The sequence below is a fragment of the Gemmatimonadota bacterium genome, from assembly GCA_026706345.1.
Lineage (GTDB): Bacteria > JAAXHH01 > JAAXHH01 > JAAXHH01 > JAAXHH01 > JAAXHH01.
This window is the reverse complement of sequence record JAPOYX010000137.1, coordinates 1-16,348: the sequence shown is the minus strand read 5'-3', so window position 1 is coordinate 16,348 and position 16,348 is coordinate 1. Positions and strand designations below refer to the sequence as shown.

14 protein-coding genes and 1 pseudogene are annotated in these 16,348 nt (G+C 61.9%); 9 read left to right on the top strand and 6 right to left on the bottom strand.

The genetic code is table 11. The features are described 5' to 3' along the window. Positions 1-1,091: aminotransferase class V-fold PLP-dependent enzyme (locus OXG98_08765; GenBank protein ID MCY3772097.1), on the top strand; the 1,091-nt coding region annotated here is incomplete at its 5' end. A 4-nt stretch (positions 1,092-1,095) separates the two neighbouring features. Here the strand turns inward: OXG98_08765 and OXG98_08760 are convergent. Genes OXG98_08760 through OXG98_08750 form a run of 3 tightly spaced genes read right to left on the bottom strand, consistent with a single transcriptional unit; the run spans position 1,096 to position 3,835 of the window. Continuing rightward, positions 1,096-2,850 (bottom strand): peptide ABC transporter substrate-binding protein, encoded by a 1,755-nt coding sequence (locus tag OXG98_08760; protein MCY3772096.1) that lies wholly within the window; start codon positions 2,848-2,850, stop codon positions 1,096-1,098. A gap of 35 nt (positions 2,851-2,885) precedes the next feature. Continuing rightward, positions 2,886-3,242 carry a Rieske (2Fe-2S) protein gene (locus OXG98_08755; GenBank protein ID MCY3772095.1) on the bottom strand — a complete coding sequence of 119 codons (357 nt, stop codon included), beginning with the start codon at positions 3,240-3,242 and terminating at the stop codon, positions 2,886-2,888. Continuing rightward, entirely contained in the window at positions 3,239-3,835 is a 597-nt protein-coding gene (locus OXG98_08750; GenBank protein MCY3772094.1) for an amidohydrolase family protein, read from the bottom strand. Before OXG98_08750 ends, OXG98_08755 begins: the two co-directional genes overlap by 4 nt. A 262-nt stretch (positions 3,836-4,097) precedes the next feature. Between OXG98_08750 and OXG98_08745 the strand changes: the two genes are divergently transcribed. From OXG98_08745 to OXG98_08735, 3 genes and pseudogenes are all read left to right on the top strand, one after another. Next, positions 4,098-4,334 carry a hypothetical protein gene (locus OXG98_08745; protein MCY3772093.1) on the top strand — a complete coding sequence of 79 codons (237 nt, stop codon included), beginning with the start codon at positions 4,098-4,100 and terminating at the stop codon, positions 4,332-4,334. A 225-nt stretch (positions 4,335-4,559) separates the two neighbouring features. After that, positions 4,560-5,258, top strand: a pseudogene (locus tag OXG98_08740) (TerC family protein). Positions 5,259-5,461: 203 nt separating this feature from the next. After that, positions 5,462-6,442, top strand: a complete 981-nt coding sequence (locus OXG98_08735; protein ID MCY3772092.1) for an aldo/keto reductase — start codon at positions 5,462-5,464, stop codon at positions 6,440-6,442. Between the two features lie 59 nt (positions 6,443-6,501). Here the strand turns inward: OXG98_08735 and OXG98_08730 are convergent, their stop codons facing one another. Together OXG98_08730 and OXG98_08725 are read right to left on the bottom strand one after the other, a co-directional pair. Further along, on the bottom strand, positions 6,502-7,818 hold the full coding sequence (locus OXG98_08730) for a hemolysin family protein (GenBank protein ID MCY3772091.1): 1,317 nt from the start codon (positions 7,816-7,818) through the stop codon (positions 6,502-6,504). A gap of 56 nt (positions 7,819-7,874) precedes the next feature. After that, positions 7,875-8,342: an SRPBCC family protein gene (locus OXG98_08725; protein ID MCY3772090.1), complete on the bottom strand. Its 468-nt coding sequence runs from the start codon at positions 8,340-8,342 to the stop codon at positions 7,875-7,877. A 209-nt stretch (positions 8,343-8,551) separates the two neighbouring features. On the opposite strand from OXG98_08725, the gene OXG98_08720 reads away from it, so the two are divergent. Beyond that, positions 8,552-9,460, top strand: a complete 909-nt coding sequence (locus OXG98_08720) for a TIGR01777 family oxidoreductase (GenBank protein ID MCY3772089.1) — start codon at positions 8,552-8,554, stop codon at positions 9,458-9,460. A gap of 82 nt (positions 9,461-9,542) precedes the next feature. Then, positions 9,543-11,156: an AbgT family transporter gene (locus tag OXG98_08715; GenBank protein MCY3772088.1), complete on the top strand. Its 1,614-nt coding sequence runs from the start codon at positions 9,543-9,545 to the stop codon at positions 11,154-11,156. Positions 11,157-11,251: 95 nt separating this feature from the next. Here the strand turns inward: OXG98_08715 and OXG98_08710 are convergent, their stop codons facing one another. Beyond that, positions 11,252-12,703: an amino acid permease gene (locus tag OXG98_08710; GenBank protein MCY3772087.1), complete on the bottom strand. Its 1,452-nt coding sequence runs from the start codon at positions 12,701-12,703 to the stop codon at positions 11,252-11,254. Positions 12,704-12,833: 130 nt separating this feature from the next. Here OXG98_08710 and OXG98_08705 point away from each other — a divergent pair, with 130 nt between their 5' ends. The 3 genes from OXG98_08705 to OXG98_08695 all read left to right on the top strand — a co-directional run. Next, positions 12,834-13,634 carry a hypothetical protein gene (locus tag OXG98_08705; protein ID MCY3772086.1) on the top strand — a complete coding sequence of 267 codons (801 nt, stop codon included), beginning with the start codon at positions 12,834-12,836 and terminating at the stop codon, positions 13,632-13,634. A 63-nt stretch (positions 13,635-13,697) separates the two neighbouring features. Beyond that, positions 13,698-14,963 carry an FAD/NAD(P)-binding oxidoreductase gene (locus OXG98_08700; protein MCY3772085.1) on the top strand — a complete coding sequence of 422 codons (1,266 nt, stop codon included), beginning with the start codon at positions 13,698-13,700 and terminating at the stop codon, positions 14,961-14,963. Continuing rightward, a partial coding sequence (locus tag OXG98_08695; GenBank protein ID MCY3772084.1) for a 4Fe-4S binding protein occupies positions 14,960-16,348 on the top strand: 1,389 nt, incomplete at its 3' end. The genes OXG98_08700 and OXG98_08695, both read left to right, overlap by 4 nt.

Here is a 16,348-nt window from a genome sequence, read left to right as displayed (position 1 = left end):
GCCTCATGCTCAAGGAGTTGATGCATACCGGGAACGGCCCCATGCTCATACCGGGATCCGCCGTGTACGGCCTGGAAGCGGCCATGCTCGGCACCGTGGAGTCCGGTGATCACGTGCTGACGGTCCAGACCGGCGTCTTCGGCCGGCTGCTGACCGAGCTCGCCAGGTTCGCGGGCGGTGATACGACCGAGATCGCCCTCGAGGAAGGACAGCCGGTCGACCCGGAGACGATCCGCGGGCACCTGCTCGGCGATCCGGCAATCAGGCAGGTCGCGCTGGTCCACTGCGAGACCACGACAGGCACGCTGAATCCCATCGAGGCCATCGGGCGCATGCTGAAGGACGAGTTTCCCCACGTGATCTACATGGTGGACTGCGTGTCGTCCTTCGGAGGGGTCGAGGTGCGCGTCGACGATTGGGGCATCGACTTGCTCGTCACCACGACCCAGAAGTGCCTGAACGCGCCCCAGGGCCTGGCGATCGTGGTGGCCAGCGAAAAGGCCTGGGACAAGATCGAAAACCTGCGCCGCGCACCGCGCGCCATGTGCCTTGATCTCCACTCCTGGCGGCGCTACGGCATGGAAGGAGGCGCCGCGATGGGGTACGACACCCTCGAAAAGGGAAGCGTTCCACGCGCGCAAAAACCCCATCCGCGGGACTGGCCCGTCCACGGCCCTCATGCGTCCTACACCCTGGTCGTGGGGCTGCACGCCTCGCTGAAGGCCATTATGGACGAGGGCCCGGAAAAGGTCTACCGCCGCCAGTACGTCGCGTCCAGGGCGGTGCACGCGGCGTTAGGCGCCCTGGGTCTCGGTATCGTAGCCGCGACCGAGGAGTCGGCCGCACCCGTGGCGACCCGCATTGCCCTGCCGGACCACCTCGACGCGGCCGAGTTGAATCGGATCCTCTTCGAAGAGCACGGCATCGCGCTCAGCAGCCTTGCCCGGATCGGCACCATGGGCTTCATGGCCGTGCCCGGGCATGTGCTGCGTACGATATCAGCGGTGGAACAGACTCTGAACAAGATGGGATGGGAGGTGGAAGAAGGTGTGGGTGTAGCCGCGGCCGGGGAGGTTTTCAAGCGCTCGTAGATCTTCAACGGCCGGATCTGAAGAGCCAGTCCCAGAATCCCTCGTCCCGGTCCTCGGCGGCCCCGTCCCTCACGACCTCCTCCGTGACGTAAAGCGTCGTCGACAGGTTGAGATGCTTGTCGACACGAATCGCGTAACCACCCCGCTCGTTCCGCTCGAGGGCTTCGGTGCGCAGGTAAGGCTTCCAGAGTTCGTTGTGCTGACTGTGCCACAGGAACACGCCGGCCACGTCCTCGACCACGATGCGTTCGGCCTCCTCGTAGAGCGCTAAACGTCTTTCCGGGTCGCCGATCAGGTGATTGGCCTCCGCCATGACGGATTCGAAGCGCTGGTTGAACCAGGCATGGCGGCCCGTCGAAAGCCAGATACCGAGCAGATTGCTGGGATCCATGTAGTCGTACCCGTAGGGGATCATGGCGAAGGCGATGTTTCCCTGGTACATGGTTTCCATGAACAGTTTGGCCTCGGTGTTCTGCACGCCGATATCCAGGTTCAGATTGCGCTTCAGCATGGCCTGTACCGCCTGGGGCGCTTGTCCCCCCTGTAGATTGGCTCCCCTGATCCACATCACCGTCTGCGGAAACCCTCTTCCGTCCGGATAGCCGGCTTCCGCGAGCAGCCGGCGCGCCAGGCCCGGATCGTATCGCTGAACAGGCGCAAGTTCCCCGGGATTGGCCGCGGGAAACCCGGCGGGCAACATGGACACCGCGGGAACGGCGACGCCCTGGAGGGCGGACTCGACCAGCGCTTCGGTATCGATGGCGTGGCTGAATGCCTGCCGCACCCGGAGATCGTCGAAAGGCGGCTTGAAGGTGTCCATCATCAGGTAGGTGGTCCCGAAGGCCGAATAGGTGACGAGCTGGTCCCTGAGCCCTGCATCGTGCTTAACGCGGTTGATTTCCGCCTGGTTCGTCAGGGAGGCCAGGTCCACCGCGCCCGCCTCGTAAGACGACAACATCGGCGGAGGTACCGCGGCGTTGAAGAGCTTCGAGACCACTTTTTCGAGATATGGTTTGTGGGGTCCCCGGTAGTGGGGATTCGGCACCAGCACAATCCGGTCCAGCTTCGACCATTCCAACAGCCTGAACGGGCCGCTGCCCAGCAGCGTTTCCGGCCGTGTCGACCAGCCCGGACCGTGTTTCTCGAAAAGGTGCGTGGGCGTCACCCAGCTGAAGGTCAGGATCAGGGGCAGGTAGGGCGTGGGTTGCTCGGTCGAGAAAGCGATGGCGTGGTCGTCGAGCGCCCTTACCCCCAGCGAATCGATGGGTAGTTGGGCTGCAACGACCTCGCCCCAGTTCCTGATCGACTGGTAGAACCATTCGAGGTCGAATCCCGTGGCAGGGTCCGCCCACCGCTTGAAGGTGTCCTCGAAGTCGTAAGCCGTAAGGGGATGTCCGTCGGCGAAGATGAGGTCGGGTTGCAGGTGAAACGTCCAGGTGAGCCCGTCGTCGGACGCCTCCCACCGGCTCGCGGCGGCCGGCAGCAGGTTGTAATCCCGGTCCATGCGTACCAGGGGTTCGTTGACCAGCGCGTAATCGTGGCCGATCACCTGGTAGTGGGAGGTGGCCATATCCAGGTAGCGGTTTTCGGCCTTGAAACTGGTGAAGACCTGGTACTCGGGCGGGGCCGCGTCGGGAGGAAGCGGAATGCCGATGGAATTGGTGTAGGAAGCGGGCGACTCCGTGTCCGGCCAGGCCAATGCGGCCGTGCAGGCAATGCAAAACGCGGAGAGGAGCGCAATGGAGAACCGGATTTTCACGGCAAGTCTCCTTCTTTCCCGACCAGTGATTCCGGTCACTCCAGGTACAGGATCACCTTGCCCGCTTCGATCTCCACCCGGTAGGTCTTGACCCGCATGCGGGGATCGTAGAGCGCCTGGCCGGTCGCGAGGTCGAATTCCCACTGGTGCCAGGCGCACTTCAGGACCTGCTTCTCGTGGTGATCGACCGTATATACTTCATCCGCCGTTACATGGGGCCTCAGGCGACCGAGGCAGATCGGCCCGCCCTTGTGCGGACAACGGTTCCGCAGGGCGTAGTATCGGCCGCCTATGTTGAACACGCCGATCCCGCCGCGTCCGCCCGCGGGGACGATTCGCCGCTCGCCGGGAGGCAGTTCATCCACGGCGGCGACTTCGTATCGCTCGCTCATCTGGTGGGGTTTCCCTGGTCGTCCAGGCTGTACAGTTCCCGCGCCGTATCCACGAACACCCTGCGCTTCAACCCCGCATCCACGCCGGGAAGCACCGAGTCCGGCGATTCCCAGTCCCAGTGGGGATAGTCGCTCGCGTACACGAGAATTTCGTCCGCGTGCAGCCAGTCGAGGAAGGTCCTCAGGTCCTGACGGGTCGGCGGCTGTTCCATGGGCTGGCATCCGAACCTGACGTGGTCCCGTATATACTCGCTGGGTAGCCGCTTGACCCAGGGCGTGTAGTCGCGGACCGCCTTCCAGTCGGTGTCCATGTGCCACATCAGCCCCGGTACCCAGAAGGTATCGTGCTCGATGAAGAGGAACTTCAGACCGGGGAATTTCTCGAACGTGCCTTCGCAGATCAGGCTCGAGACGTGCGCCATGGCGATCTGGGGCCGGGCCATGCGCATTTCCAGATAGTAGGACGGGTACCCCGCGGCCGTAGGCGCATTGGCAAAACCGGCGCCCTCCACGCCGAAGTGCACGCACATGGGAAGCCGACACTCCTGCGCCGCTTCGTAGATCGGGTCGTAGAACCGGTTCCCGAAGGGCATGCGCCCCCCCGGCGGGCATGATGACCTGGAGCACCTCGGGCCTGTCTCCGATCCGCCGGATCTCCGCGGCCGCCTGCTTCGGGTCGGACGGCGCGATCGCTGCCGACGCCCGGAACCGCCCGTCCGCCTTGATCCAGGTCTCCAGGGTCCAGTCGTTGAAGGCCCGGCACATGGCGGCGCCGAAGTCGGCGTCCGGGTGCACCGCCGCTCCGTACACTGTTACCCCGGTCAACAGGGCGACATCGATGCCGTATTCATCGAGATGGTGCTTGCGGGCCAGTTCGATGTTGCTGCTGGGATGGGTTTCGGTGTGTTCCCAGAGTTCGGCCCGGCAGCCGCCCTTCGGAAGATTGGTATAAACAAGGCCGGGCATCATGGACCCGAAGTCCTTCACGTATTCCACGTAATGACCGGGGAGATAAGGGAAGAGGTCTCCGATTTCCACGACACCGTGGTGCAGGTCGCAGTCGATGAGACTGATTGGAGATGCGGCTACTGATCCGCTTTCTTTCATGGCCGGATGGCTCTTGTACGATGTTATACCGGATGAGGGAATCAAACTATGTCATAAACGCCGGCGGGTCGGTTTCTGTCAAGAAAATTGCAGGAATGCACCACCTGTTGAGCCAACCAAGTTTGTGCTTTTAATTTAATGCCGTTCCGCTATATTAAGTAGCTTTTGTCCGAATCACCCGTTACGCATGATCAAGGCGGCCTGCCAAGCATGATGTCCTGGATTTACGAGCCCGAGGCCTGGATCCTCCTTGCGACCCTCGCGAGTGTCGAGATCGTACTCGGCATCGATAACATCGTCGTCATCACGATCCTGGTCGGCCGCCTGGAAGCCCACCGGAGGCAACGGGCCCGGATCTATGGCCTTGCGCTGGCCATGATCACGCGGCTCTGCCTCCTGTTTACCCTCACCTGGATCGTCCGTCTTACCCACCCGCTGTTTACGATGTTTAACGAGGAGATATCGGGCCGCGACATCATCATGCTGGTCGGCGGCCTGTTCCTGCTCGTCAAAGCGGTGCATGAAATCCGCCATATGTTTCATGTACACGCGGAGCCGGAACATACGTTCCGCGCGAGTTCCTATGCCGGTATCCTGATCCAGATCGCACTGATGGACATCATTTTCTCGCTGGATTCCGTCATCGTGGCCGTCGGCATGGCGGCGGACTACTTGCCCGTCATGGTGCTCGCGATCGTGATCGCCATCCTGGTCATGATGCTGGCTGCCCGGACGATCGGCGAATTCGTGGACGCCTATCCGAGTGTCAAACTGCTGGCGCTGAGCTTCCTGGTACTGATCGGAATAGCGCTCATGCTGGAAGGCGTGGACATCCACGTCGAGAAGGCCTATCTGTACACCGCGATCGCCTTCAGTGTAATCGTGGAGTTCGTGAACATGCGGTTGCGCGGAAGTCGAATCAAGACGCTGGCAATCGGCGCACTGGCCCTGATCGGCCTGAAGTTTGTCCTGGATTTGTCCGGGTTGGATTTCGAAAATGAGTACCTGCTTGTCGCCATCGCGTTTTCGATGTTCGTGGAAATCCTGAATGCGCGCCTGTTCCGGCACGGGACACCTGCGGGTACGTAAGGAACAGATTCTCCGGAGTTTATATGGAATACCGCCAACTTGGACGTTGCGGCGTGCGCGTGTCTCCCATCTGCCTTGGCACGGCTTTCCGAGGTTTCTGGGCCGGCGAGACGGACGAGAAGACCTGCATCCGCACGATCGAAACGGCGGTGGATCTTGGAATCAACTTCATCGACTGTGCCAACTTCTACTTCGGGGGCAGGTGCGAGGAGGTGCTCGGCAAGGCCCTGGCCGGCATGAAGGACAAACGGGACAACCTGGTGATCACCAGCAAGGTCTGGAGCGAAATCGGGCCGGGGCCAAACGATAAGGGTACCTCCCGTTATCATATCATGCGGGAGATCGACCGCTCACTGAAACGCCTCGGACTGGATCATATCGATCTCTATCTCCTGCACCACTTCGATCCGGATACGCCCCTGGATGAAACGCTGGACGCCATGAACGACGTGGTAAGGCAGGGCAAGGCCCGGTATATCGGCATGTGCAACTACACGGCGGCGCAGGTCGTCGAGGCGCTGTGGGTGGCCGACAAGCACGGCTTTGCGACGCCGGTCTGCCTGCAGAACCACTACAACCTGATTCATCGATCCGGCGTGGAGACCGAGATCCTCGACCGGTGCCGCCAGCACGGACTGGGGATGATGACGTACAGTCCCATTGCCGTCGGTCTGCTTTCGGGCCGGTGCCGGCGGGGTGAGAACCCTCCCGCGGGATCAATCTGGGCGAAGGATATCGAACGGTTCAGAAAGGTCATGACCCCGGGCGTCGATCAGCTCATCGCCACGCTGATCGACGTCGCGACAGAGCTTGGCAGAACCCCCGCGCAGGTCGCTTTCGCGTGGATCCTGGATCATTCCGAGGTGACGGCTGCCATGACGGGGCCGGATCTGCCGGAGCACGTGGAGGAGGTATGCGGTGGGGTGGGCTGGAATCTGCCCGCCGAGACGCGAAGTAAACTGGACGTGGCTTCCGCCCCGGATCGCTTAGGCCAGGTTGAGTAGCACGGCAGCTCCGAAGCGCAATCCCCTCTCGGTACGTGGGACGGCGTAGCATTTTCCCTTTAGCTGTCTCCAGCTTCGTTTTCTTCCGAACCGGCCATCCGATCGATCCTGAGCCGCTGGACGCGGGTCGGTTCCACGCGCAGGGCCGTCATCAGGTGCGCGCCGGCACGGACCTGTTCCCCTTGTCTGGGGATGTGCCCCAGCAGTTCGATCATGACCCCGCCCATGGTATCCGAGGTCAGTTCATCGGGTAGTTCCAGTCCGCAGGCACGGATGACCTGGTCGATTGGGCAACTGGCCTCGACCTCGAAGCGGTGGGGTCCCGTCCGCACGATGAGCGGCGCTTCACTGTCGAACTCGTCCTGAATGGGGCCTACCAGTTCCTCCAGGACGTTCTCCAGCGTGATCATCCCGGAAACCGTACCGAACTCGTCCACCAGGACGGCAAGCATGGTGTTGCGGCGCTGGAACTCCAGGAGCAGCGCGTCCAGCCTGATGGTCTCGGGGAGGAACAGCGGATCCCGTGCGATCTCTTCCAGGCTGGAGACACCCTGTTCGTCGAACAGGTTTCGAAACAAGTCCTTGACGTGTATGATCCCGACGATCTGGTCCAGGTCCTCGTTGCACAGCGGGAAGCGTGTATGTCCCGACTCGGCCACGACACGTAGCTTCGTTTCCTTTTCATCGTTCTGGTTCAGGTAGACGATCTGGTTACGGGGAAGCATGTACCGGCGTGCGACTTTCTCTTCCAGATCGAGCACGTTTTCCATGATCCGCCGTTCCCGCCGGCTGACCTGGCCTCCAGCCACCATGGTAACCAGGGTCATTCGTAATTCGGGCTCGGTGATGGATCCACCTTGCTCGTTCGAGATGCGTATACCCAGGCACCTCAGCATGAGGTTGGCACTGACGTTCAGCAACCAGATGAATGGCCGGAACACCTTGTAGAAGACGACGAGCGGAATCCCGATGGCCAGGGCCACCTGCCGGTACTTCTGCAGTGCGACGAATTTTGGGACAAGCTCCCCCGCCGTGATCAGCAGGAAGGTCATGATTACGAAGGCGATCGGAATCGCAATGAGGTGGGAGGACTCTGCGGAGAAACCCAGGGAAAGTACGAGTGGTTCGAGCAGCGTGGCCACGGTCCGTTCGCTGAACCAGCCGAGCCCAAGGCTTCCGAGTGTTACCCCCAGTTGACACGAAGAGAGGTAAGTGTCAAGGCTGTGCAGGATGTTACGAACGATCTGCGCCGTTCGGCTGCCGTCCTTCGCCAGCACCTCGATTTCAGACAGGCGTATCTTCACCAGGGCGAATTCCGCGGCCACGAAAAAGCCGTTGAACGCGACCAGCAGCAGGACGATGATAAGGTCGGTCATGGTTCAGGGGAAGATCGGGGAGTACCTGTCGTGGTTGAGGTCAGGGACCAGGGAACTCAGCGAACGGGACCACCGAATTTCTCGGACAGCACTTCACGACGGTAGTCGAAAATTGCGTTCAGTTGGTTTTTAACGATCGCTGCATGTACCATACGGCCCAGAAATCCAAATGGCAAGGCATAATGGATAAGGTCGGTCATTTCCACGCCGTGCTCCGTGGACCGCAGCCGGTGTTCGTGATGCCAGAACTTGTAAGGGCCTGATCGCTGTTCATCAATGAAATACCTAAGTGGTTCTGCCTGAGTAATTTCCGTAACCCAGTTAAAGTAGAACATCGAGTAGAGCCCGAGCCGGTACGTGATGATGAGCCCGGGGTACATCCGGTCCGGAAGATCGGAAGTCACGGTCAGGCCGACACCCGGCGGAGTCAGGTCGCGCAGATGTTCCGGACGACACAGGAAATCCCAGGCGGTATCCAGGGATACGGGCAGAATCTGCGTACGCCGCAACCGGTAGACATGCATGGGAATTCGGTTCTCCAGTCTCTGTTTCCCGTCAAATCAAGTTGTATCCGGTCGTGACGTTACCGGGCTTGGGATCTAATTCGGTACCGCTCTTTCTGGATACTACGGGAAACCTCTGAACGAGTCAAACCACAATAGCCGGGCTGGGAGGTTGCGCGGTCTTCCCGACCTTGACACCGCACGGTCGCGGTTTTAACTTTCGCCACACTATGACCATACTGATTACCGGTGGATCGGGTTTGATCGGCCGCCGGCTGATTCCATCACTCGAGGAGCAGAGCCATCGCGTCATTCGCCTGGTCAGATCCAGGGACCTGGTCGGCGAGAACGCGGCCTTCTGGTCCACCTCGGAAGGCATTTTTCACTGGGACGAATCAGGCGGCATTGACGCCGTCGTCCATCTTGCGGGTGAGTCGATCCTGGGCCGGTGGACCAGGGCCAAGAAGGACCGGATACGGGACAGCCGCGTCGACACCACCCGTAAACTCTGTGCGTTTCTCGCCGGGATGACGTCGCCCCCTTCGGTCCTGGTAGCCGCGTCGGCAACCGGATGCTACGGCAACCGCGGCGAAGAGCCGCTTGGGGAGGAGTCCCCGTCGGGGGACGGTTATCTGCCCGAGGTATGCAGGCAGTGGGAAGCGGCGACGGAACCGGTCCGCGACGCCGGGGTCCGGGTCGTAAACCTGCGCATCGGCATGGTGCTGACTCCAGAGGGAGGCGCACTGGCCGCCATGCACACGCCCTTCCGGCTGGCGCTTGGCGGAAAGGTCGGGGACGGGCGACAGTACATGAGCTGGATTACCCGGGACGACCTGATTTCCATCATACATTTTGCCCTGGAATCCGGGGACCTGTCCGGTCCCGTCAACGCGGTTTCCCCCCAACCCGTCACCAACGCGGAGTTTACCCGGATTCTGGGTCGGGTGCTGCATCGTCCGACCCTCTTTTCGATACCCGCCTTCGTTGTCCGTCTGTTGTTCGGCCAAATGGGAAGAGACCTGCTTCTTGCGAGCGCGCGAGTCATACCCGAACGCCTGCAGAAAGCGGATTTCGAATTCCGGCATCCCGGCCTGGAGAACGCCCTGAACGACCTTTTGCGGACGAGACCTACGAAATGAGCAGGAAGGACCGGTTCTCCACGCCTGTGGCGCCTCGCGCCTGAAGATACCACGAAAAGGTCCATAGAATTGGTGATAGTCCATGAATACCGATAACCAGCATCAACCTCCCTATACGGGCGCCACGGGTTCCGGCGGATTCCTCGATATCATCGAGCGAGTCGGGAACCGCCTGCCGGATCCTGCGACGCTCTTTCTGATCGGCGCGCTGTTCATCGTGGTCCTCTCCGATATCGCGGCCCGCGGCGAGTGGACCGTGGTCCAGCGCCTGCCGGAACAGGTTGTCCGGGAAGATGGTTCGACCGGCGTGGAGTGGCGCGAGAACGGGAAGACTTTCAAGTCCACGAGCCTGCTCACCCGGGACGGCCTCTTCTGGGTCGTGGGCAACATGGTGGAGAACTTCATGCGATTCCCGCCGCTCGGCGTCGTGCTGGTCGGGATGCTGGGTATCGGCGTGGCGGAGCGGACGGGTATGATCGGCGCCCTGCTCAAGGCGTTCATGCTGGCCGTCCCGGGCAAGTTGCTGACCCCGGCCATGGTGTTTATCGGCATCATGTCGTCCATGACGCTTGACGCCGGCTACGTCATACTGCCGCCGCTGGCGGCGGCGCTGTACAAGGCGGTCGGCCGGTCCCCGCTGGCCGGGCTGGCCGCCGTTTTCGCGGGCGTGTCCGCGGGATTCAATGCCAATCTGTTCGTGACCGGACTGGACCCTCTGCTGGCCGGCCTTTCCGCGGCCGGGGCGCAGACGATCGACGCGGCCTACCAGGTCGCCGCCACGTGCAACTGGTATTTCATGATCGCGTCGACGGTGGTCATGACCCTGGCGGGTTGGTTCGTCACGGCCTGGTTCGTCGAGCGGCGCCTGGCGGGCAAGTCCCCCGAGGAGGGCGGACCGGCGCCCGCGTCGTCGGAAGAGCCGGACGAGCACGCGTTGACCGCGCTGGAGAAGCGCGGCATGGTCCGGGCGTCCCTGGCGTTCTGCGTGGTACTCTCGGCCATCGTGTTCATGATCCTGTGGCCCGGCGCTCCGCTGTACGGCACCGGCAATCTGTTCGACCGGTGGGTGGAGGCCATCGTGCCCCTGCTGCTTTTCTGCTTTCTCCTGCCGGGTATCGTGTACGGGATCTCGGTAGGCGTCATAAAGAACGACAAGGATGCGGCCCGCCTGCTCATCGAAACGATCGCCACCATGGCCCCGATCATCGTCCTGGCCTTCTTTGCCGCCCAGTTCATCGCGTACTTCCAGTATTCGGGTCTCGGCCAGATGCTGGCGATGGCGGGGGGACAGGCACTCGGACAGGCGCAAATGCCGGCATGGATGCTGATGATCGCCTTCATCCTCGTCACCCTGGTATTCAACCTGCTGATCGGTTCCATGTCGGCCAAGTACGCCCTCTTCGCGCCCATATTCATACCCATGTTCATGATGGTGGGCATCAGTCCCGAACTGACGCAGGCGGCATACCGGATCGGCGACTCCGTCAGCAACACGATCACCCCCCTGAACCCCTACCTGGTGATCATCCTGGTTTTCATGCGTCAGTTTGTGCCCAAAGGGGGCATGGGAACGTTGATTTCCACCATGCTCCCCTATACCGTGGTATTCGCCATCATCTGGACACTCCTCCTCGTGGCCTGGATGGCGATGGGCATGCCCCTCGGCCCCGCGGGCGGCCTAGTCTACGTGCCCTGATCGGAAGCCACGGCGACGCAGGCCTTTCGTACCAGAAAAGCGGCAGTTGGCCGCATGCCGGCCAGTCATGGGAAGTCTGGTCTGTTCGTGCCCGGTTAAGACGCCGCCCGCGTGCGCCTGCGCAGGAAAAGGTAGGCGGGGATGCCCAGGGCGGTCAGCGCGAGACCGGCGATGGATTCGACGGGCGTCTCGAAGAGCATGTTGACGAGAATCCCGGCGGAACCGGCGATGAACAGCAGGGGGACGGCCGGGTAACCCCAGGTTTTGTAGGGCCTGGGCAGGTCGGGCCGTTTCCTGCGCAACGTGAATACCGCGGCGGCGCCGGCGATCCACAGCATGAGATTCGCGAATGTGACGAAGGTGATCAGGTCTTCGAAGGTGCCGCTGAGGGTGAGTACGCATGCCCAGGCCGCCTGGAAGATCACCGCCTGGCCCGGCGTGCGGTACCTGGGATGTACCAAGCCCGCCCGCCTGAAGAACAGCCCGTCCCGCGCCATGGCGAAGTAGACGCGGGGCCCCACCAGGACGCTGGCGTTCAGCGCGCCGACGATCGATATGACGATGGCGGCCGAAAGCAGTACGGCGCCGATTTCACCGAAGAGGACGTTGGCGGCCGCTTCCCCCACCCGGACGACCCCGGCCATTTCCCCGACCGGCAGTGCTTTCAGGTAGATGTAGTTCACCAGCAGGTAGACCACGGTGACACTCGCGGTGCCCAGGACGAGGGCGCGCGGAAGGTTCCGCGCGGGCTCCCTGGCCTCGCCGGCGACGAAGGTGACCTCCTCCCAGCCGGCAAAGGACCAGGACACGGCGATCAGGGCGACGCCGAAGGCGACCATCAGGGTTCCGAAGTCGATTCCCTGCGCGTTGACCCGAAAGTCGATCGGCTGCGAGGACCCGCTCCAGAGGCCGAAAAGGATGAACAACCCGAGTGCGGCGATCTTGATCACCGAGGAAACATTGGTGATGTACTTGCTGAAGGTGACACCGCGATAGTTCACCACCGTGAGCAGGACGACCAGGATCAGCGCGGTGAGGTGTCCTGCGGAAAGCACGTACTGAAAGGTCCAGCCGGGAAAGGCGATCTCGGTTTCGTAGAATACGTTGGCCATCCCGATGGAGGGGATGAAGTACCCCGCGTATTCGGCGAATCCCACGCCGAGGGCGGCGATGATGCCGGTCAGGTACATGGTGAAGGACACCCAGCCGAACAGAAAACCGCAGAACGGACCGTAGGCTTCCCGGAGGTAGACGTACTGGCCGCCCGCCCGGGGCATGGCGGCGCCGAGCTCGCCGTAGGCCAGGGCGCCGGCTAGGGCGTGCAGGCCGCCGAACAGCCAGGCCAGTAGAATGAGCGTCGCGGACGGTATTTCCCTGGCCATCAGGCCGGTCGTGAGGAAGATTCCCGATCCGATCACGATGCCGATGATGATCATCGTCGTGTCGAAAAGGCCGAGTTGGCGGACCAGGCCAGTCTTTTCTTTTTGATCGCTCGGAATTGCCATATATTGAGGATAGAGGTTGTTCCGCCAGGCAGCTGCGTCCATGTGCGGCGGCAGCCGGTGCGGGCGTAAGAAAGTCGAAAACGAACGTCCATTTTACCGGTACGGTTCGCTGAAGTCAAGGCGGGACCGGGCGGGACCGGGCGGGACCGCAAAGCGGAAAGGGAGCCCTGGGTTGAACGATTCGGCGCTGGACCTCATCGACGCGACGACCTACCCCATTCACCGGCCCGGATCGGAGGCGTACAGCGTACTGGTCGCGAGGTGCAGGGACGACCTGGCGGCGCAAAGCGCCTGCCTGCTGCCCGGTTTCGTCACGGAGGAGGCCAGGGTACGGATGGTGGCCGAGGTGGACCGTGCCGCCCCCGACGCCTTTCCGTGCCGGAATCCCCATAATGTCTATCTGGAGGAGCACGACGACGCTTTTCCGCCCGACCACCCGCGACGGAGGCTGCAGGCCACGGAACTGGATTCGGTCGCCTTCGACCAGATCCGCCCATCCGACGGCCTGCACCGGCTGTATTCCTGGGATCCGCTTCTGTCCTTTGTCGCCGACGTACTCGACAAGGAACAATACTACCGAATGGCGGACCCGCTGGCCGCGCTGACCGTTAACGTCATGCGCGAAGGACAGAACCACGGATGGCACTTCGACGAATCAGAGGCTACGACCACCCTGATGGTTCAGGCGCCTGAAGCGGGCGGCGTTTTCGAATACGCCCCGAACGTACGTCCCGCGGATGGCGACGGCTACGATATCGTGGACCAGGTACTGCGCGGCAGCTACCCCGACGTCCGGACGCTCGCCGTGAAGCCCGGTACGCTGATCCTCTTCGTCGGCTACCGGTCCATGCACCGGGTTACGCCGGTCAAGGGTCCAATTACCCGCTACGTCGCCACGCTCTGCTACAAGGACCGGCCCCATGTCCGCAACAGCCCCGAGGTACAGAAGCTGTTCTACGGGCGGACGGCCTGACGGAGGCAGGTTAACCACAACCATCGTTTTGGGATCGCTTCAGGAGGTGGACCATTGCATGCGGTGATCATTGGGAACGGCGTAACCGGTGTAACGGCCGCCACACGGCTCAGGCAGCTCCAGCCGGACTGGAAGATCACGCTGGTATCGGGTGAATCGGCCTACCACTATTCCCGCCCCGCCCTGATGTACATATTCATGGGGCACATGACCTACGAGGCGACGAAGCCCTTCGAGGACCGCTTCTGGCGCGACCAGCGGCTTGACCTGGTAAGGGACTGGGTCACCGGTATCGATATCGACGACAAGCAGTTGGTGCTGCATCGTAGCGGGCGGCTGCCCTACGACAGACTGCTTATCGCCACCGGCGCCAAGTCGAACAAGTTTGGCTGGCCCGGACAGGATCTCGAGGGCGTGCAGGGACTGTACAACCTGAAAGACCTGCGGCAGTTGTATAAGAACGTGGAGCGGGCAAAGCGCGCGGTCATCGTCGGCGGCGGGTTGATCGGCATCGAACTGGCCGAGATGCTGCATTCAAGGCATATCCACGTCACGTTTCTCATTCGCGAGGCATCCTACTGGTGCAACATCCTGCCCATGGAAGAGTCGGGTATGATCAACCGGCTGATCGAGGAGCAGGGTATCGGCCTGATCAGGGAGACCAATCTGAAGGAAATCGTGGACGACGGTACGGGAAGGGTCGAGGCGGTCGTCACCGAGTTCGATGATCGGATCGAATGCCAGGTGGTCGGCCTGACGCCGGGCGTTTCGCCCAACACGGACCTGGTCAAGTCGACACCCATAGAAACGTCCCGGGGCGTCCTGGTCGACCATTCCTTCCGCACGAACATACCCGACATATATGCCGCGGGGGACTGCGCGGAAATCGTCAGCCGGAACGGAGGCCGCAGCCTGATTCAGCAGGTCTGGTACACGGGCAAGAAGCAGGGCAAGGTCGCCGGTGAAGTGCTGGCCGGGGAGAAAATAGAATACGACCCGGGGATCTGGTACAATTCAGCCAAGTTCTTCGACCTGGAGTACCAGACCTACGGCATGATCCTGAGTACGCCCCAGCCGGGCGAGCAACACCTTTACTGGGAGCATCCTTCCCACCGGCACGCCGTCCGCGTCGTCGGTGCCGACGGGTGCATCAAGGCCTTCAACTTCATGGGAATACGCGCACGCCACGAAGTGTGCGAACGCTGGATCGCCGAACGGCGGAGCGTGGCGTATGTCCTTGATCACCTGGAAGTAGCCAACTTCGATCCGGAGTTTTTCGTCCGCCACGAGACGGAGATCGTAAGCTCTTTAAAGGAGCAACTCGCATGAGCACATCGCCCGCTGGAACGACGTTGATAGACCCGGAAACCATCTCGTACTTCTACGACGAAGAGACGGAGGGGTTCGGCGAGCCGGCGTCCGAGGCCGAGGTTCCCAAGAACCCGGGTCGAATGATCTCCGCCGGCGTGATCGGACTGGGCTTTCTCGCCCTCGCCGTCTCGTTACTCGGCCCGCCCCTCTCGGGCACGTGGGCGCCATTCCTGCTGTCCTTCGGCCTGTTGTCGGCCGGAACCATTGGATACGTCTGGTTCGCCTACAAGGACACCGTGCCCGGCATCAAGCATGACGGCATCATGTTCGGCAACACTTCGCACCGGGGCGCCATAGCCTGGGCGCTGGGCATCGCGCTCACGGGGTTCTACGTCGTGCTGTACTGGTGGCCCGAATACCTGGCACGCGCGATCGCGCTCGTCGAACCGCTGTCGCTGGTCCTGGCGGGACAGCCGGCGAACCAGTGGTTTCTGTACGGGTTCCTTTACACCATGGCCGTGGTGCTCTTCGGTTTCCGCATGTTCATGCGGTACCGCCACAACCGCTACCACATCATCCGGACCATATCGGTCATGTTCTTCCAGCTGGTCCTGGCCTTCGTCCTTCCCCAGTTCCTCCGCGCCCTGAACGAGCCGGAGTTCTATTTCAGCTATTTCTGGCCGCTGAAGTACGACTACCTGTTTCCCGGCACGGTGGATTACCTCGTCAACAGTCCCGGCGCCCTGGGCTCGTTCATGGTTTTCTGGGGCGTGGTCTGCTCCTTCATCGCCACACCCGTGCTGACTTATTTCTACGGCAAGCGGTGGTACTGTTCCTGGGTATGCGGCTGCGGAGGACTCGCCGAGACCCTCGGCGATCCCTGGCGGCACCTGACGCCCAAGTCCACCGTCTCGTGGAAGATCGAGCGGGCGATCATTTACGCCGTGCTCCTGCTGATCATCCTGACGACGGCCGTGCTTTGGGTGAGCAGCACGTCCCCGGGCGCGCTGAGTGCCATCTCCGCCCCGCTGAAGCAATGGTATGGCTTCTACATCGGCGCGGTCTTCGCAGGCGTAATCGGCGTAGGGTTCTATCCCGTCCTCGGAAACCGGGTCTGGTGCCGCTTCGGATGTCCGATGGCCGCGGTGCTGGGTATCATCCAGCGCTTTTTCTCCAGGTTCCGCATCACGACCAACGGCGGCCAGTGCATGTCCTGCGGAAACTGCACCACCTATTGCGAAATGGGCATCGACGTGCGAGCCTACGCCGAGCGGGGCGAAAATATCGTCCGGTCTTCCTGCGTGGGATGCGGGGTCTGTTCGGCCGTATGTCCCCGCGGGGTGCTCAAACTTGAAAACGGCATGTCGTACGCGGACCGCTATCCGGGGTCGGATAAACCGCTG